General features: G+C 47.1%; 17 protein-coding genes. 9 read left to right on the top strand and 8 right to left on the bottom strand.

The window, feature by feature from the left end; translation table 11 throughout:
- Positions 1-438: 438 nt before the first annotated feature.
- Positions 439-915, top strand: coding sequence for a helix-turn-helix domain-containing protein (locus ACFFJH_RS18265; protein ID WP_390214421.1), 477 nt, complete (start codon positions 439-441; stop codon positions 913-915).
- Positions 888-1,607 carry a nucleotidyl transferase AbiEii/AbiGii toxin family protein gene (locus ACFFJH_RS18260; protein ID WP_390214419.1) on the top strand — a complete coding sequence of 240 codons (720 nt, stop codon included), beginning with the start codon at positions 888-890 and terminating at the stop codon, positions 1,605-1,607. The genes ACFFJH_RS18265 and ACFFJH_RS18260 overlap by 28 nt, the downstream gene beginning before the upstream one ends.
- A 297-nt stretch (positions 1,608-1,904) precedes the next feature.
- Here the strand turns inward: ACFFJH_RS18260 and ACFFJH_RS18255 are convergent, their stop codons facing one another.
- The 7 genes from ACFFJH_RS18255 to nosZ form a co-directional block, all read right to left on the bottom strand.
- Positions 1,905-2,546, bottom strand: a complete 642-nt coding sequence (locus ACFFJH_RS18255) for a nitrous oxide reductase accessory protein NosL (protein WP_390214423.1) — start codon at positions 2,544-2,546, stop codon at positions 1,905-1,907.
- A 3-nt stretch (positions 2,547-2,549) separates the two neighbouring features.
- Entirely contained in the window at positions 2,550-3,083 is a 534-nt protein-coding gene (locus ACFFJH_RS18250; RefSeq protein ID WP_390214417.1) for a nitrous oxide reductase accessory protein NosL, read from the bottom strand.
- Positions 3,080-3,895, bottom strand: a complete 816-nt coding sequence (locus ACFFJH_RS18245; protein ID WP_390214415.1) for an ABC transporter permease — start codon at positions 3,893-3,895, stop codon at positions 3,080-3,082. Before ACFFJH_RS18245 ends, ACFFJH_RS18250 begins: the two co-directional genes overlap by 4 nt.
- 20 nt (positions 3,896-3,915) lie before the next feature.
- Positions 3,916-4,863, bottom strand: a complete 948-nt coding sequence (locus ACFFJH_RS18240; RefSeq protein ID WP_390214413.1) for an ABC transporter ATP-binding protein — start codon at positions 4,861-4,863, stop codon at positions 3,916-3,918.
- Complete coding sequence (locus tag ACFFJH_RS18235) at positions 4,838-6,109, bottom strand: nitrous oxide reductase family maturation protein NosD (RefSeq protein ID WP_390214411.1); 1,272 nt, start codon at positions 6,107-6,109, stop codon at positions 4,838-4,840. The genes ACFFJH_RS18240 and ACFFJH_RS18235 overlap by 26 nt, the downstream gene beginning before the upstream one ends.
- Entirely contained in the window at positions 6,106-8,748 is a 2,643-nt protein-coding gene (locus tag ACFFJH_RS18230) for a 4Fe-4S binding protein (protein ID WP_390214410.1), read from the bottom strand. The genes ACFFJH_RS18235 and ACFFJH_RS18230 overlap by 4 nt, the downstream gene beginning before the upstream one ends.
- Before the next feature lie 96 nt (positions 8,749-8,844).
- A complete protein-coding gene (gene nosZ, locus ACFFJH_RS18225) occupies positions 8,845-10,770 on the bottom strand; it encodes a TAT-dependent nitrous-oxide reductase (RefSeq protein ID WP_390214409.1) in 1,926 nt (641 codons plus the stop codon).
- 225 nt (positions 10,771-10,995) lie between these two features.
- Between nosZ and ACFFJH_RS18220 the strand changes: the two genes are divergently transcribed.
- Both ACFFJH_RS18220 and ACFFJH_RS18215 read left to right on the top strand, forming a co-directional pair.
- Positions 10,996-11,424 carry a c-type cytochrome gene (locus ACFFJH_RS18220; RefSeq protein WP_390214408.1) on the top strand — a complete coding sequence of 143 codons (429 nt, stop codon included), beginning with the start codon at positions 10,996-10,998 and terminating at the stop codon, positions 11,422-11,424.
- An 89-nt stretch (positions 11,425-11,513) separates the two neighbouring features.
- Positions 11,514-12,545, top strand: a complete 1,032-nt coding sequence (locus tag ACFFJH_RS18215) for an FAD:protein FMN transferase (RefSeq protein WP_390214406.1) — start codon at positions 11,514-11,516, stop codon at positions 12,543-12,545.
- Between the two features lie 310 nt (positions 12,546-12,855).
- On the opposite strand, the gene ACFFJH_RS18210 is transcribed toward ACFFJH_RS18215, so the two are convergent.
- On the bottom strand, positions 12,856-13,272 hold the full coding sequence (locus ACFFJH_RS18210) for a bacteriohemerythrin (protein ID WP_390214404.1): 417 nt from the start codon (positions 13,270-13,272) through the stop codon (positions 12,856-12,858).
- Between the two features lie 658 nt (positions 13,273-13,930).
- On the opposite strand from ACFFJH_RS18210, the gene ACFFJH_RS18205 reads away from it, so the two are divergent.
- The 5 genes from ACFFJH_RS18205 to ACFFJH_RS18185 all read left to right on the top strand — a co-directional run bounded on the left by ACFFJH_RS18205 (position 13,931) and on the right by ACFFJH_RS18185 (position 18,508).
- Positions 13,931-14,353 carry a hypothetical protein gene (locus ACFFJH_RS18205; protein WP_390214402.1) on the top strand — a complete coding sequence of 141 codons (423 nt, stop codon included), beginning with the start codon at positions 13,931-13,933 and terminating at the stop codon, positions 14,351-14,353.
- A gap of 176 nt (positions 14,354-14,529) precedes the next feature.
- On the top strand, positions 14,530-15,456 hold the full coding sequence (locus ACFFJH_RS18200) for a TonB-dependent receptor plug domain-containing protein (RefSeq protein WP_390214400.1): 927 nt from the start codon (positions 14,530-14,532) through the stop codon (positions 15,454-15,456).
- On the top strand, positions 15,453-16,745 hold the full coding sequence (locus tag ACFFJH_RS18195) for a TonB-dependent receptor domain-containing protein (RefSeq protein ID WP_390214398.1): 1,293 nt from the start codon (positions 15,453-15,455) through the stop codon (positions 16,743-16,745). The genes ACFFJH_RS18200 and ACFFJH_RS18195 overlap by 4 nt, the downstream gene beginning before the upstream one ends.
- A 102-nt stretch (positions 16,746-16,847) precedes the next feature.
- Positions 16,848-18,005, top strand: a complete 1,158-nt coding sequence (locus tag ACFFJH_RS18190) for a DUF1513 domain-containing protein (protein ID WP_390214396.1) — start codon at positions 16,848-16,850, stop codon at positions 18,003-18,005.
- Positions 18,006-18,007: 2 nt separating this feature from the next.
- The gene (locus ACFFJH_RS18185; protein WP_390214395.1) at positions 18,008-18,508 is read left to right on the top strand and encodes a hypothetical protein; all 501 of its coding nucleotides are present in this window, start codon (positions 18,008-18,010) and stop codon (positions 18,506-18,508) included.
- The last annotated feature ends 394 nt before the right edge of the window (positions 18,509-18,902 follow it).

Here is an 18,902-nt window from a genome sequence, read left to right as displayed (position 1 = left end):
CCTTGCAATAGATCGCTACATTTGAATATTCAGGTGTGGCCTACTGTGAGGCTTATGTGGCGGGATTTATCCCCAGAGGCGGAGTGTATGTCTCTTATTAAGGGTGCGTGCCCCCGCAACCAGAATTCATAAGTAAAATCAAAGGCCTACGTAAACGACGTCGGCCTTTTTTTACGTCTCTCGGCTTATTTGCTGCAGTTGATATAAACCGATACCTATACCTTGTTCCTATGAGTTTTTTTGAGCAATGTATTGCATAAATCACTAACAAAAAAATGCGAGCGCTCGGCTTGTTCCAGCACCTACGATTGCGGAGTTGCTAATACTCTGCACCGAGTTTTGCGTTGCGAATGTTTCTATCATCAGGGCAAGAAGTAGTTGAAATGATCCTATTAGGCACTATAATGTTAAATATACTTAACAAAAATGGTGGTGGCTGTGAACTTAGCTCAAATCGGCGGAGAAATTCATAACAAACGCATTCAAGCAGGTTTGGCTCAAGAACAGTTGGCCAAGTTTGCAGGTTTGTCACGGGTCACGATTAACCAACTGGAAAATGGTACCTTGGCAGACCTCGGCTACACGAAATTAAAGGCAGTAATGGACATTTTGGGCCTCGACATGGAGACTGTGAAGCCGTCTGGTTTGAAGAGCGCGCTGACGGTAGCTGCTCGTAGTATTAGTACAAGCTATCGGGACGTGATTACGCCGGACATGCTGTCGACTATGCTACGCTCCGGCATTGTGCCAGTACAATTTCAGCCCCATCTGATGGCGTTGCTTGATGAAACGCCGTTGCAGGTTGTGGTGAAGGCTGTCGCTGAGTCGGCTACACCGGATGTGCCCGCGAAAAAAATCATGAAACACCTTAGTCTGTGGGCGAACCAATGGAAAGTATGCAGAAAGGTCTGGTGATGATTGGAGCGGAGGGAATTCCGCGAACTTGGGAGACGCTGTTCTCCAACGCATTAGTCGTTATCGACGAGATTGCTAAGCATGGTCGTAATGATCCGTTTTGGACTTTCGGCGGCGGCACCGTTCTTATGCTGCGCTATGGGCATCGATTCAGTAAGGATATCGATATCTTCGTGCCAGATCCGCAGTCACTTGGGTTCGTTACACCTAGGCTGAGTGACGTCGCCGAGTCGATCACAACAGATTACGTGGAAGCAGCTGGCTACGTTAAGTTATACCTTTCAGAAGGTGAAATTGATTTCGTGGCAGCACCAAATTTGACCAAACCAGGATTCGAAGTTGAGACAATACTTGGGCATCAAGTACGAGTGGAAACGTCGGTGGAAATCATCGCGAAAAAAATGTGGCACCGAGGTGATCGCATCACAGGACGTGATATCTTCGATTTTGCCCTGATCGCCGAACGAGAACCGGATGCACTAATGCTAGCGCGTGAATTCATGATCAAACATGCAGCAGCGGTGTTCCTGCAGCTTGACGAACGATACCTTCAGCTCAAGCAACAGTTCGAAGCAGTTGATGCTCTTAATTTCCACCCGACATTTGATTTAGCCTGCGACACTCTAAAAGCACAGCTCTCAGCCATGGTAAAAGTACATGAGCTTCAATCAGACAATGCATTACGCTCTTAGAGGAGTAGTTATATCGTACTTCTGAGAAGATCATTTTTCACCAACAGACAAATCTACACGAAACACATTTTTGATATTTATTGTGCTAAGTATTTGGTTCGACGTCGACTAGCAAGTCGGCGTATAGGAGCGTGCATAAACTGCTGCTGTTCGCTGATGTTGTATTCTCCATTTTGGTCGAGCTTAAAGACTTTATGGTTTTAGAGCGTAGCGGCGCTGGCCTTTGTTGCATTTGGGTAGCGCTGTATTATGTAGATGAGTTAGGATTGACGTATGAATGTGGTTTGCTTGAGTTCGTTAAGTCGTCTCTGCATTGATATTTGTTAGATGCAAATGCTGGCGTGAGCGATGTAGGTTTTGGAGTGACTGTGGCTGGATTTGATTTGCGTTTAATACGGTTCCACCGTGTTTTTCGGTAAAGCGCTGTGCGTCTTTTTGACGTGCAAATGCAGGTAAATTACCCGCGCGCATCGGGCCCATCGCATCAGATTCGCTCACAAAAAAAGCCTCGCTGGTTTTAATCCATTGGCCTTGAGTCGTATCTGTGACGTAACTGATAGCGATCTCACTGGCACCGCGCCCACGGCTGTATTTCGCAGGGTCTAGTAGGTAGATGAATAAAGTTAACGGCGAATCAAAGAAGTGCGTATCGCCATTCTTAAAAATGACTTGTGCGGCCCACGTGCTGGTACGCGCTGGGTACATGCCGCACACAGGGCAGCGCGCATTGTTGGGGATTTTACGTGGTGCAAGTAAATTAATCCCCCATTGTGGATCAAATGGCGTGACGGGCGCAACGATGCAGATGTCGCCGCTCGGCATGGCTTGATCGTCGATTGCGGGCGTTGGGGCGAAGACGATTTTGTTCAAAATAAACGGAGCGAGTAAGATGCCGGTCGCTAGAACGATCTGTTTAATTGATGGCGTGCGCAATAACATCAATTACATCCGTGTGTCGTGTAAGGCACCGCCACTTAAATCCACCATATCAGCTTTAATCTCAGCATATCGCAAGAGTTTTCCGCCCCATTGCCCAGCAAATTTTTGCGCTTCAGCTTCTTGCGCGAAGCTCGCAATAGTAGGTCCCATAGAGCCATGTCTTTTGCTTCCTAACACGTAGTAGCCATCTTTGGCGAGTATCCAATTGCCGTGCGGTTGATCCCAATCAGCCTTGCCCATGTCTTGCACAAACGCGGCGCTAACGACTTTGACTTGTTCGGGTGATAGTAGGGTGTGAAACATTTCGACCGTGTCGCAAAAAAATGTGGGCGTGTCCTTGCCCTGATAAAAAATTTGCGCCTTAGGGCCAGGATAGTCGGCCAATAACATGCCGTCGAGATCGCAGGTGGTATGGGGATCAATTTCTACCGCAGTGATAGCTTTGCCAGTCGTTGATTGACTGCAACCGATCAAGGTACTGCCAGCAATGGCGGTAATAAGTGTGTTGAAAATAAATTGTCGACGATTGATGATCATGAGCTAAATCTCCAGCGTGCCAGAGCGAGCGGCACAAATATCCAAGCGAACATAACAGAACCCATGAGCCAAGGTTTGGCAAGGGCAGGCGGAACGATGCTCGACAGTCCGTAAAGCGTACGTACATCGTCCATAGAAAAAACATTGAGAATGCGGAAAACATCGGTTGGATTCAGTAATAGTAAATAGGCGAATATGTCGCCGCCATAGCTACCACCGGTACCGACCAAAGCGCCGAGCAATAAAAGATCAAATACCAGTACAAAGAAAAACCAGAGTGCGATGGCCAATCCCGAGGCGCGGGTGCGTTCGCGCGCGATAACGGACATGAAGACAGCGAGGCTTAAGAAGGCCAAACCGAGTAGCACGGAGCTGATAATAAAGCCGAGATAATGAAACAGCCCAGCCCAATTAAATTGCTGGTAAAGAAGTAGCGCGACTAAAGAAAAACCAGCAACGGTGGATAGGGTTAATGCCGCGGCTAGACCTAGATATTTGCCGAGTAACAGCTCCATGCGCGTGATGGGGAAAGACAATAATAAATCAAGCGAGCCGCGTTCACGTTCACCGACAATCGCATCAAAGCCGAGTAGCAGCGCGATCAGAGGAATTAGATAAATCACTAGGCTGACTAAACTTGTGATGGTCAGCTCTATCGATTTAAGACCAATCTGACCTTGCTGTGCACCACCGAGATAAGTAATGACCAGGGAAAATACGGTAAACACCAAGGCGACCGCCAATACCCAACGATTGCGGATGCGATCTCGAAATTCTTTTGTGGCTAGCGTTAATATTTGGCTCAATTCCATAAGCGACTCTTAATTCTGGTTTAATTTGAAAAGCCGAAAAATACATCTTCCAGCGACGCTTCTTGTAGGCTCAAGTCAATTAATTTACTGCCTAGTGCGCTGACAGCTGCCAGCACCTCCATCTTGCAGCTACGTGGGCAACTGATGGTTAAGCCGTGCTCGCTAACTGTATGGGTCACATTGAGCAAATCAGATAGCGCATCTTGAGCTAGCAGAATATCTTGAGGTGCTAATCGTAAGCTCACAACAAGCGGCATATGCATCTGCTCACGTAATTGCGCGACACTGCCTAAAGCCTGTATCTTGCCAGCGGCCATGATGGCGAGACGATCAACCCGTTCTTGTAGCTCTGCTAGGATGTGGGACGTAATGATGATGGTCACACCCGCATCACGTAGCTCATGCAAGCTTGCATAGAAGTCGCGTATCGCTTGGGGATCAAGTCCATTAGTCGGTTCATCGAGAAACAGGACACGTGGTGTGCCGAGTAAAGCTTGGGCAAATCCCAAACGTTGTCGCATTCCTTTGGAATATTCGCGCACTGGGCGCTTGTGTGCATGCGCTAATCCGACCCGCTCCAAGGTTGGCTCGCATTGTTCTATCGGCGCACCTTTTAGTTTGGCAAAAAATTTTAAGGTTTCGATGCCACTGAGATTGTCGTATAGCACGACGTTTTCGGGGAGATAACCAAGCTGGCGTCGAGTTTGACGGAAGTCACGTCCTGTCACTGCCGTGCCATTAATTAAGATTTCACCCGCACTCGGCTCAGTTAGCCCCAGCATCATTTTAAATAGCGTGCTTTTACCTGCACCATTGTGACCGATTAGGCCAAAAATCTCACCGTGATGCACGGACAAATCAACACCGTCAACGGCATGTAAGGCACCATAATGTTTACGGATACCACGCACTTCGATAGCGCCGATTTTGGCGTTCGAGTGATTATTGGCCGGGGTAGTGTTTGCCATGCCATTGTCTCCATTGCTTATTGCTTGGTTGCATACGCGGCTTGGGATCGACCACGCTCGGTACACGTAATACAGGAAATTGTTGTGATACTAGACGCAGTGCTTGCACCGCTGGACTAGCCAGTAGAAGTTGGGTACTTGGGTAGCGCCAGCTTAAGCGGTCTACCATGTCGTTTGCTTCGTAAGCGATATCACCGATACCATCGGCATTTCTATCCCAACCTAAATAATTGCTCCAATAATTACCGCTCTCGACGCCCCATTTTTCATCTTTAGCACCGACGTATCGAACTTGCTCACGATTGCCAATGAAGTCATTGCCTTCGACTTGGTTACGGGTGGAGCCGGCTGACAGATGTACCCCAACTCGATTGTCGGTGACCAAGTTATTTTTGATGCTGACGTATTCCACATCATAAATAAACAAGCCACGACTATTCCCCGCGATGACATTGTTTTCCACTAGCGAATCTTGCATAGTGCGCAGCATGATGCCGTGATCAGAATTACCCCAAGTGCGGTTATTGCGCACGACTTGATCACGTACCTCCATTAACGCTAGACCGCCACGATTGAAGTAACTATCGTTGTCTTCCCATAAGTTGTAATAAGAATTCATATAGTGACTACCGTAACGACTGTGATGCAATTTATTGCCGGTAAAAATAGCATGATGTGAGACATCGACATACAGCGCATCGCGCACAAAACTAATGTTATTGCCGATAATGCGCGCTCCATTGGTGTTGTACAGTTGTACGCCGTTACCACGTTGCGATGAATTGTATTCGCGCTTGCCCGTGATCAAGTTGTTCTCTATCAACACATCGTTGGATTTCTCTATCCAAAGACCAAATAGGTTATAAGAGAGATCGCAGTTTTTAACGACGGCACGATGCGAACCTGGGTAAATATAAATGCCAGCGTTTTGGTCTTTTAAGTTATCTCCAGACTCGCGTACGATGAGGCCGTCGATGACCACATCGGGCGCGTTGATACGTATGGTGTCACCTTGATTGCCACCACTGATGGTCGGGCGATTAATGCCTTTTAAGATCAATTTTTTGTTGATAATTAAATTACCTTGATACCTGCCACGCAGGATTTCTACCGTATCACCAGCTTGTGCTTTCGCGATGGCGTTTTGTAGCGAATCTCCTGGCTTAACCACGATGGTCGCCGCTTCGCACAAGCTAGCCATCGCCATCATGCTTGAGAGTAAAAATCCTTTTGCAGTCATCCTCATACGATTAACCAACCCAGAGTTTTGAGTGACAAAAATAAGGCAGCACCGATGAGTAAGTTTTTGAAACTAACATAACTGATCATATCCATCACGCTGGCATAGCGATAATGATCACGCCACCATGGACCGTCTTTGACGTAGCGTTTGCCTGACAAGCGTATCCATACTTCGTACACGCTCCACGCAAACCACCACGCGATAATAGCTGCCGATGAGAGTTGACCAATCGCCGTTAAGATCCACGCTACGCTAGCGGCAATCGCCAGCGCAGCGCCTGAAATTTGTAAAACGCGCTGGGACGACCAAGCTTTGCTTGTCCACGGCCATAAGTGATCAATAATTTCTAAGATAATCCAGCGCAGTCCTGTGGCGCCAGTTTTATATTCAGGTCGCACTGGATCGCTAGGCATGCGTGGATCAAGGCCAGCCTTGATCGCTTCGGATGCCGGCGTTGTCGGTATCGGATAAATAGGAATGAAATAGCCATCTTTGCCGATGCCTTTGATATCGAGCCCCTCACGTTCACGACGCTTACGTTCTTTAGACAAAGGAGGACAGGCTTTGACGTCGGTGTACAGCACCATACAATCGAGGCAATGCAGACATTCGCGATGATCAATCCGACCCGCCTTATCAATCGCCAATGAACCACAACCAACGGCGCAGGCTTTGCAACTATTACAGTCTTGTTTTCGTTTTAAACCGAACCAACGGAAAGTGCTAGGCATCGCTAAAGCAGCGCCTAAGGGGCAAATATACTTGCAATAAGGCCGTTCGATAAATAAAGAGATGCCAAGTATGAGTGCGACAAATAAGCCATAAGGCCAGGCACGGTGCGTTATGCCGACTAAGAAAGTGGTTTTGAACGGCTCAATCTCGGCTAATTTTTCCGCTAAACCCATGGAGAACATGGAGACCGTTAACAACCCAAAAAAGATTCCATATTTGAGCCACTTTAGTTTGTCATGTACGGCGTGGGGTAGATGGCTTTGGAAGCGTTTTAGGCCAATTTTTTCACCGATTTTGTAGATTGCTTCTGACATGGAACCAAACGGACACATCCAACCGCAGAACAAGCCGCGTCCGAATAAAAATACCGTGATGATGATGAAAATCCAAAATACAAAAATGAAGGGGTCCGTTAAAAACAATGACCATGTCCATTGAAATAACAGTGAGTGAAACCAAGTCAGCACTTGTGTGATGGACGGTTGAGCCATCGCACCAAATCCCACAAAAATAATGCTCATTGACCATGCACTGTATTTAAAGATATTCACCGGCCATTTATTTTTGTGACTTGACTTACGGGTTAATTTTTCGCGATAGGCATAAGCAACGGTGACGACGATCAATAAAAGGCAAAACAAACCGATTTCAATCGCGCGTGATTTCCAGATGCGCACATAAGGCGCAGCGGCTTCTTCGACGATAGGTCTGCCGCCCTGCAAGAGTTCGTCAGCTAACCAGTATTTCGCATCGAAACTGGTAAAACTGCGTGTCCCTGTGGCGCGGTCAACACGATTGCCAAGGAAAGATAGTTTCCATGGATAGGCACTAGAAAATGCCTGCGAGCGAATAATAAATATCGCAGATTCATTGTAGCTTGGTGCGCCCTCAGCGGCGATGCCATACAGGTTGAGATAGTCGAGATCGCGGAAAGTGTAGGAATCAGCACCTTGCTTCACTTGTATCCTGTCATACATACCACCACGCACAAATCCCGAACCTTTAAAGGACTCTATGCCGTCAGTGCGAATAATAAAGAGCGCGTGTTCATTGGGTTTTAACTGCGAACGCAAGTTATTAAAACTGTTTTCACCAAGTAGGCTAATGCCGACATCGGGATGATTGAGATCACCAAACCAAAGTTCGATAAAAGGCACCGCATTTTTTTCTAAACCTACTTGTTCTGGTTTAACTAGCAGGCGTTGTACGCTGCCTTGCTTGACTAAATCAGCCCATGTCAGATGTCGGCCATGCACTACATATTTGGCTGGTTCGCGCACCGTTGGTGCGACGATTCCTGTCTGTCTGGCGATTGCCATGCCAGAGGTCATCATGACTTGGTTTTGCACGATGACGGTGACGGTTGCGCCAGAGATTGCGTCTACGCCCAATACACCCTCGTCCGGACGGGATTGACCCACTTCAATTTTGTCGGTGACCGATTTGCCTAGATACTGCTTGTTGAAGTTGAGCAGGGCGGACTCAGGGATGCCCAATAAAAGTATGGGTTCAGAATGTTTCAGCACTTTGACTCCAACGAAACGTCCTTTGAGATCCATGCCCATCAATGTCACGACGGGTTTGCCAGAATAGGCGGGAGTGTCGGTAATATCAGTAGAGAGCATGATATAGCCGAGCAAATTCTTCTTGCCTGCCATGGGTTCGCCATAGACTTCGACGTAAGGTGGATTTCCGATACGATCCGAAAAGCTTTTCGCACCAGGGAAGACTTCAGTGCATGCGACCAATGCACACATATTTTTGGCGGTTTTAAGTTCTGCTGGTAGCGCAGCTTCATACGCGCTAGTGCGCGCATAGGCGGTGCTGACGATGCAACTTAACAGTATCAGAAAAAATGCGACCAGGTAGGTAGCTACACTGGTCGCCAAGTTTTTACGCATTAAAGACATTTTTAATTCCTACTTGGGCTAGGTATTTTTCAATACCTGGCTTGTGTGGTGACGCCCAGAACCATTCCAGGCGTCACCGGAGCTACAACTACCGGGTTAGGCTTCCACGATCATGCGAGTGCGCATTTCCAAATGCAAGGCGTGGCAGAAATGAGTGCAATAACACCAGTACACGCCGGGATTTCCAGCAATGAAGGTGACAGAGGCAGTTTCTTGTGGGTTGACAATGAAATTGACGTTGTGATTGGGGATCGCAAAGCCATGTGTTAAATCTTCGATCTTGTCTAGATTGGTCAAAATCAAAGTGACTTCATCACCTTTTTTGACGGTGAATTCACGCAAGCTAAATGCGGGCGCCTGTGAGGTCATTCTGACGGTCACTTTTTTGCCGTTACGCACCACACCCGATTCTTTCGGATCTTTAGTTGCGAGTGGGAAGTCGTTCAAATCATAGACTTGCTTTGGACGTACCAGATCGCGTTTAAAGATAATGAAATCGTGTGGCTCGCCGCGTACAGGATGATCTGCCATCAAGACCATTTTTTCGCCAGAGATATCGATCAACTGTTCATTTTCTGGATGTAAAGGGCCGACTGGCAAGAAGCGGTCTTTAGAGAACTTACAACCTACTGCCAAGTATTTGCCATCAGCTGCTTTGGTTTCGGAGTGGGATGCGTTCAAGTGACCTGGTTGATATTGGACATCAAGGCGATCCACCACATATTTTGCGGTCTTGTCGCCAGCATGGAATTTAATCGCAGCTTCGACATTCCACTTCACGACCTGGCTGTCTAAGAACAAGGTGGTGAACGCATTGCCGCGGCCGTCAAAAGCTGTGTGCAAAGGTCCTAAACCAAGTTCGACTTCAGCGACGATGGCGCTATCTAATTTTTCTAATTTGCCGTCAAACCAATCCAAGACTTTGGAGAGATCGATGACGGTGCCCGTTGGTGAGAGTTTGCCAGCGCAAATGAAATATTTGCCATCTGGACTAGCGTTCACGCCATGCGGATTTTTCGGTACCGACACATACGCAGTGAGTGCAGTTTTGGGATCTTTGTTAGCTTCGTGCGTTCCGTCCACCACTGGGACTTTGGAGTCGCCTATGGTTTTGAATTTTCCTGCTTTGACCGCGGCTTCAATACGTGCCACATTGTAGAACAAACAGGCATCACGTTCGGCTGACATCATGTCTTCATAATGTGCGCCCATTTCGGTGTTGTATTGATTGGTTGCGGCTAATTTACCATCATACGAAGTCGCGACTAAATCGCAGTTGCCATCGATCAGCACTTGCCAACGAACTTCCATTGTTTCTGCATCGACGCAGCTAAACATAGAGCGATATTTAGTGCTGTCAGCACTACCGGCATTGGGCAGCGGCGTGGCAAATTCACCGCCGCAGAAGACGCGCGTTGTGTAATTGATTTTTTCATCTACAGGATCGCGTTTGTCTGGGAAAATGCCGTGGAAACCCTGTACATTCGGTAGCTGCGTGATCTTGTCGCAGACAAAATAATCAAGACGAATACGTGCAATACGACTGTTGATTTTGTCATTAATCCAAGCGTAACGACCGTCGTAATTACCATCTTTATAGGAAGCATGAGTATGATGTGTATCCGCGACCGTGTACTTCAGGCTGCCATCCGCTTTGGTGCCCATGACTTTTTTGGATTCGTTGGTAACACCCCAGCCAACCAATGCATCGGGTACGAAGCAAGGGATGCGATGAATTTCGCGACCAGACGGTATTCCTAAGACGCGCATGTCGCCCGTATGTCCACCACTCCACAGGCCGTAATAAGCGTCGAGTTCACCTGGTTTTAAATGTGTTGCATTGCTACCGCCGCTGGCATGGTTGCTCGCTGCAGAGGAGGAGGCAGAGCCTGTTGTGCCAGCCGTTCCAGGTTTTTCGTTGCAGGCAACTAGGGTGCCTAAACCAGCAATGGCAGCAGTGTTGAGAAATCTGCGACGTCCTGAAGCAGGTACTTCGCCTTCTTTGGTTTTGTCTTGACTCATGATGTAATCCTTATTAGCAAGCCGTGGTGAATAAAATAAGTAACGGTTTCCATGGTGCAAGCTTTTTTGGAAAAAAGAATTGACGCTGCTCAAGAAAAAAAAGTAGTTTGAGTGTTTGTGATATTAGTTTGTTTTATCTCAAGTCTCGATTGATAAGGCGACTTTTAGGCGTGGCTTCTTGAATATAATCAGCGCCATACCTGTCTTTAAATCTAAGGGAAAAAAATGAAATCATCGACGCTATTACTATCTGTATTGACGCTCGCAAGTGTGACATTACTTGGTGCCTGTAACAAAAAAGAGGCGGAGAAAAAAGAGGCGGACGCATCTGCAACGTCTGCAAGTGCGGTTGCCACTGTGGCTGCCCCCGTTGCGCCAGCCGCACCTGCCGCTGCGGAAAATGTAATCGGTAAAACGATTTATGGAAAAACTTGTTCCATGTGCCATGCAGCCAATGTGGCGGGTGCACCTAAGCCGGGTGATAAAGCAGATTGGTCGCCACGTATCGCGCAAGGCATGGACGTTTTGTACAAGCATGCGTTAGAAGGATTTAATGGTACTAAAGGGCAGATGCCAGCACGTGGCGGAGCGCCAAATTTGAGCGATGAGGAAGTGAAAGCAACGGTTGACTTTATGGTTGCTCAATCACGTTGATGTTGGTTGGAGTTCGCTCCAAAACAGCGTGAGGTTTAATAAACCGTATCGTGTGAAATTTACGCTCTCTGTGAGAAATGCATCAAACCATGACTACACTCCCTGCCAAATCAGTAATGCTAGACCGCCGCCGTTTGGTGTTGAGTCTTCCATTGTTCGCTTGTGGTTTGTTGATTGCACCCGTGCACGCTAAATCGGACATCCATCAAGCTTCTCAGATTTTGATGGGTACACGCCTAGATCTGACCTTGCAAGGGGGCGATACAAAGCTCTTGCAGATCGCTGCCAGTGCCGCCTTTGCTGAGATGACGCGACTCACCGATATGATGAGTCGCTATCGCAGCGAGAGTGCACTGAACGCAATTAACTTGGCCGCAGGCATACAGCCGGTAGCAGTTCCAGTGGAACTCTTTAAAGTGCTTGAAATGGCGCAGCGTGCCACGAAAGCGAGTCATGGTGCTTTTGACGTTACCATCGGTGCGTTACGTGATTGGCGTTTTGATGCATCCTCTCCCTCAATCCCAAGCGCACAACAAATTGCTGCGCAATTACCCTTGGTGAATACTCACGGCCTCATTCTCAATGCCCGTCGTAGTACCGCTTATCTTAGTCAACGTGGTATGAGGCTTGATTTGGGTGGGATTGCTAAATTACCGATTATGCAGGCTGGTATGCATCAGCTTCTAGCGCATGGTATTAAGAATGCGATGATTAATGGTGGCGGCGACGTGCTGGTGAACGGTCAACTGAATGGTCGCGATTGGCGTATCGGCCTGCGCGATCCACGTCAACCAGATCAGCTGCTCGGTGTGGTCGCCTTAAATAAAGGTTTTGTGGCATCGTCCGGTGACTACGAACGTTTTATCATGCACGAAGGTAAGCGCTACCACCATATACTGGATCCCAAAACCGGCTACCCTACCCAAGGTTTGCATGGTGTGACATTGATTAGCGAAGAGCTAGCGTTGATTAATGGTCTTGGTGCCACCTTGATGGTGGCTGGCGCCGAAGCGAGTCGCACCCGACTTCAACATAAGGTGGGGGTGGATGCGCTGACGGTGGATCAACACAATCGTCTTTGGACTTCATCAGGTATGGCGCGACGTTGGGTGACTAGTTAAGTTACCTTGCTCACTTTTGTTAGTGATTGATGATCGATGATTATTCAATCACTATCGGTGTTGGTGCGCTTCTCGATCGCTAGTAAGACCGTATTCAACGGTCAGCACTCTTATTCAAACCAACCACATTTCCCAATATTTTGGGTATCTGTTCGTACTGTAACAATGATGAAAAATACGAGCTCAGTGTCAAGCGCTCATGCTGCAATACGCGCATCGCTGTTGTCAAACTGAGTGTGCTATAGGCAGCGAGTGTAGTGGTAATTTTCTTTTGTTGCTGGTGTCTAGGCGCATGAATTTCACGGCTAGTTTAGGTGTAAGAATTGACTTCACTGGCACGCACTTTATCTGCCAATTTTTTATCGCTTAACAAAATGTGTGATGTCAGCCAGAAACGCAATAGTTCAGCCGTTTCGAGTGCTATCTGGGCGCGATCCCGATTTAATTCACGTTGTAAATCGGTGACTCGTTCTAGCAGCTTTTTATGCTGTGTCTGATGCGCAGCATAATCGGCATAATCAATCGACGCCATCAGAGCTTCTTCGCGTTGGAAGTGCTCTTGGGTATAAATAGCAAGCTTCTTTAAAATGTCAGATAAGATCAAGTAGCCTTGGCCTACCTCAACTGCCATATGTAATTCATTGACCATGTCGATCAAGGTTTGGTGGTCATGATCAATCAGCTCATTATTGACGCTGAGTTCATCACTCCATTGAAAATAGTCCATGTTTGATTTTCGCTTTGATTGTGGCGTAAATTGTCGCATAAATTGATAGCGAAATAGGTGCTTAAAATACCCGTACATTCAAATTTTTTTCTTACTCGCTTTTCTCGTAAAAATAGCAATACTTTGGCAGAGTGTCGTATGTGCAGTGCCTCAATTTTCCTTATTCCAGCCTTTAGCCATGACATATTTTCGAACTGAAATTGGTATCTGATGTGACAGATGGATATCGACTGGAATGGTGGGTTGTATTAGCTAGTGGCGAACGGTTTTAAAACGTAAAGACAAAGTAAGTGCAAACCACGATGCCGATTTACTTTAATGAATATGATGAAACGTAAATTGGTAGGATAAGCTTGATGAGATCCATCTCTCTTGCTGGCGATGTCAATCGCGGTGAATTCTCAATTTGGCTTCGTTGAGTTAAGTCAAATAAGTCAGGTAAATGCCCGCATCATCTAATAATCACTTGACGTATCTCGACGAATTTTGAGTACGCTTGATGCCTCCTCAAGTACACAGTTCATGATATTTGTCATGTTGATGTGTAAACGCTAGTCGTACAATGAGACTTATATCTGATGGCCATGTTTGATGGTCGTTTTTGATAGTTGAGGCCGCAGATCGGCCGGCACAATTACTTTAGAGTTCGCAGTTCTCGATGCAAGCATTCTCACAACGACGCTCCGTTTTTTCACGTTTAGCACAGCTATTAATACTGCTGTACGGATTGATCTTGGGTGTCGCGCTCGTATCGCCTGTTCTCAATCCCAAAGCCCTCAATCTGGTTTGTACTAGCTCTGGCTATAAGTTTATTGCGCAAGATGTTGGTGGGGATAGTTGGAGGGGGGATGGTGGCGATGGCGCTTCTAGTGGCAGCGCTTTGCCAACTCATTTGCTTGATTGCACCTTATGTCTGCCTTCTGGCATCTTATTGCTCACTTACCAAGGCATAGTTTTTCGTACCTCGCATTTGTATGTCTATCTGCTGCCAAAGATATCTGGGCATGATTTTTATTCATACATCACGTCCGCGTTTTATGCACGCGGCCCACCATCGTTTTCGATGAATTTGATCGGCTAATTGACGATAGCGATTCATTCGATTTGTGCTTCATCGATATCACTTCTTATTTGCTAGTGCTCAGGCTTCTGGCCGGTTAATGACGCTCTGCTTTTTGTCATTTCTACCAGGGTTCACAAAGAGCTATCTCTTAATCTCTTAGTTTTTTAATCTCTTAATCTCATAGAGAGTTAATTATGAATACGTTTTATCAAAAAAAATTAATGGCTGCGGCCATCATCGCGACTATTTCTGCGCAATTTGCTGGCGCACAAGAATTACCTAGTCAAACGAAAAAAGACCCAATCATTATTCGAGGTCAAAAAATCGCGGCACCGAATGTAGATGGCGAAAGTAAGGCGGGCGCCGTGAGTTCCATTAGTGACACTGCATCCTTATTGCAAGACATTCCAGGTATGAGCCTTTATAAAGCAGGTGGCCTTTCGAGTTTGCCAGCGTTGCACGGTTTAGCAGATGATCGTTTGCGTATTCAGCTTGATGGGATGAATTTAATTTCGGGCTGCGCCAATCATATGAATCCGCCGTTGTCCTATATTGATCCCAGCAATGTGGGAAGCATACAAGTGCTTAGTGGTATCGCACCGGTCAGCAGCGCTGGGGATAGCATAGGCGGCACCATCAAAGTGAATGCCCCTGCGCCAGTATTTGCGGGTGCTGATCAAGAGAGTATTTTAAAGGGACAGTCTAGTGTATTTTTCCGCAGTAATAGTCGAGCTCGTGGCGCTAATTTAAACGCGACTTACGCGACACCCAGTTTCAGTTTGAGCTATTCAGGTGCGTTTGCCAAGGCCGATAATTATCTGGCCGCAAAGGACTTTAAATTGAATGGATTATCAGCTTTAGGAAGCTTAACTTCTGGGCGCGAAGTCGGCTCTTCCGCCTATCAAAGTGAGAATCATGCTTTAGGCTTTGCTATGCGGGACTCCGATCAGTTGCTCGAATTGAAGTTGGGATTGCAAGATATTCCACTGCAAGGATTTCCTAATCAACGCATGGATATGACACGTAATCGCAGCCAGCAAATCAATCTTCATTATCGTCAGGAACTTAGTTGGGAAATGTTGATGCGAGAATTTATCATGAGCACACACAACACAGAATGAACTTTTCGAGTGATAAACAATTCTGGTACGGTAATGCGCCTGGTATGCCGATGGAAACAGAGGGACATAACACTGGTGCCATCCTTAAAGTAGATTGGGTAGTGACTGAGCGTGATAAATTGATTTTTGGCTCTGAACTACAGCGCTATCGTTTGAATGATTGGTGGAATGCGTCGGGCACAGGCATGATGATGGCAACCAATACCTTTACCAATATTAAAGATGGTGAGCGTCATCGCTATGCTTTGTTTGCCGAATGGGAAGCGCAATGGAGTCCAATTTGGTTTAGCCAATTTGGTGTTCGTGGTGAACAAGTCAAAATGAACAGTGGTAAGGTTGTCGGTTATAACGACATGGCATACGGTGATCCAAACGCTGCAACATCTATTCCTGGCATATTCAATCGCAGTGATCGCCAGCGGAATGATAGTAATCTTGATTTGACTGCGGTATTTCGCTACACGCCCGATAGTAACTTTAGTGTTGACGGTGGCTATGCTTATAAAACGCGTTCGCCCAATTTGTATGAGCGATATACGTGGGCCAATAACAATACTATGGTAATGAACATGAATAACTGGTTCGGCGATGGTAATGGTTATGTCGGTAATTTACAGTTAAAGCCCGAGATCGCTCAAACGGTGAGCGCAACTATACAATGGCAAAACTTTATAGAAAGCGGTGTCGAAGTAAAGTTGTCGCCATTTTATACGCGCGTCCAAGATTATATTGACGCCGTTGCTTGCGCTTCTATTGGTAAAGTTTGTGCCTCTCGTAAAGATGGTTTCGTTAACCTGAGTTTAAGTAATCAACAGGCGATATTATTTGGCATCGATTTATCATTGGAAAAAGCGCTAGGTCAATTTACTTCCTTCGGCAAAATTCAGGCAAAAGGCGTTGTCAGTTATGTGCGAGGTGAAAATACACAGACACATTCTGGTCTCTATAACACCATGCCATTGAATGCCAAGTTGAGCTTGCAGCAAAAGATCGACAATTGGACCAACATCTTAGAGTGGCAAGTAGTTGATGCGAAATCTCACACTTCATCAATACGTCGCGAACTGAATACCGCCGGTTATGCTTTAGCGAATTTACGCAGTAGCTATGAGTTTCAACGAGGTCGAGTGGATTTTGGCATAGAGAATTTGACCAACCGCTTTTACTCATTACCCTTAGGTGGCGCTTACTTAGGGCAGGGGGCGACCATGGGAATGGGCGTTCCTCATGGAACCTCGGTGCCGGGAGTTGGACGCTCGGTCTATATCAGCGGAACTTTGAAATTCTGATCGGGACCTCTAGAAACTCTTGATAAAGATCATGGTTGGTTTAATTGAGAATGATTATCATTTGCATGCAATCAATTCTCGCATAACCAACCAATCTTAATCATGAAAACCAGCTTAAACCGTCGCCACTTCCTTCTTTCACTCGCCACCGTCGGCGCTCTGCCACAGACTGCCTTGGCGTCAGCGCTAGCTCCAATGTCAGTGGAAACGTTGGGCGATGCTCAGCAAACGACACTCATTGGCGCATCTTGGCGCGGACCCAAGCTAGGCGATACCCATTATGCCGGCGTGCTAGAGGCGAATTGGGAACGCAAAACCCTGACTATCCGCTACGAACTCGCCTTGCCGACTCGTCCTCATGGCTTGGTGCCAGAAGTTGGTGGTGGCCTATTAGTTAATGGAGTACGTCCTGGTACTTGGCTCCTGCGCTGCGATGGGCGTGGCAAAATTTTGCAACAAGTTGACGTAACCGAAGAGTCTCAAACTGTGCGACTGAGTGGTCATATTGTTGTCGGCAAGGAACTGCTCTACACCACCGAAATTAATTATAAGGATGATCAGGGTCGTATCGGCGTGCGAGATTTTCGCAGCCTCAAGAAACTTGATGAATGGGCGAGTGGTGGTATTGAGCCACACCAAGCGCTAATCGACCAGACCGGTAATCTTGTGGTGGCAAACGGCGGTGTACGACGGACTCTGGAAGACAAAAAATACGATCTGCATCGCATGGACTCTTCATTGATCCGTTTGGATGGTCGCACTGGACATCAGACTGGGCGCTGGACATTGGACGACCCACGTCTCAGCATGCGTCATATGGCATGGAATCGGTTGCCTAATAGCGATAAGGTCTGGCTCGGTATTGCCATGCAAGCAGAACATGAACAGTCAACCCGTAGAGCTGTTGCGCCTATCTTGGCGGTGTTTGACGGAGATACGCTACGTACACCGACTCATGACAATGATGGGCATGGCTATGCGGGCGATATCGCCGCTGCTTGGAATGGTGGTTTTGCGTTATCCAGCAATAAGGCTGGCGTGACCAAACTGTGGCATCCTGGTGAGCCAGACAAGTTGTTGCCTATTGTTGAAATGGATGAGGCCTATGCGTTGGCCGATTGGCCGGGGCCGAAACCAGGTGGCGGGATTGTAGTTGCCACCGCTGCTGGCTTGGTGCGTTGGCATATAAATGCCAAACCAGCTTTTCTCGCTTGGCCAAAGCCGATGGCTCTCGATAATCATTGGGTATTAATGGGGTGATTATGACTGCAAAATTCATTCTTGCATTGGCTGCCTTCTATCACATCATGGCCACCGTGGCATCGATGATGGCGGTGTTTCATTTTGCCCGCATCATGCGCAGTGAGGAAAGCAAACATCCGCTTTGGCGCCATGTTTTTAATTGGGGTGAGACCCATCTTTGGATCTCGGGCGCAATTCTGATCGGCGTTGGCATCTACTTGAGTAGCCTCGCCGAATACTTGAATAATCCCAAGTTGTGGACCAAAGTCAGTTTGATTCTGCTGTGGGGAGCGAGTTCATATTCGATCAAAAAGACGATACAAACAGCATCAACGGCACGTCGTAACCTGATGTTTGGCATCTCGATCGGAAGTCTGTTATACGGAACTTTTTTGGGTGTCGCCAAGCCGTTGGCTTATGGCGTGCTGCCTTTCTCTTGGTTCGTGCTGGGTTTCGTTTTGACTATCACGCTAAGTACCTTGTGGGTCAGTAGGCGCTTTCCGCCAGTGAGGCGAGCCTAGTTATATTGGCGCTTCGGTCCTAGCGTTCCTGGGCTTTGCTTGTTTTGAGGGACTTCTGAAGAATCAAGTAGTCTCAACCGCTAATGATCGTCAATTCATTGCACATCATTGGCAGCGACCTAAAGTGACTTGGTGCGTGAAAATTCTTTGTGCTCAATTTGCTAAGTTGCGCTAAGTCGCGCTATAACGGTATAATGGTGCACTTCAAGATGTGGAAGTGCTTGATTATATTGGATTTTTTGTTTCGTTGAAGGGCGTCGGAGTTGACTCATAACCCGAAGGTCGTAGGTTCAAATCCTGCCCCCGCAACCACAATTAGAGACGCGCCGCCGATAGCCATTAGAAGCTTTTCGGCGGCGTTGTCGTATTCAGCGTAGATAGTTTCGCCTTCTTG

It is taken from the genome of Affinundibacterium danionis (assembly GCF_042432465.1).
Taxonomy (GTDB): Bacteria; Pseudomonadota; Gammaproteobacteria; order Burkholderiales; family Burkholderiaceae_D; genus Undibacterium; species Undibacterium danionis.
Note: the sequence above shows the minus strand (reverse complement) of the source record. Positions and strands in the feature narration are given on the sequence as shown.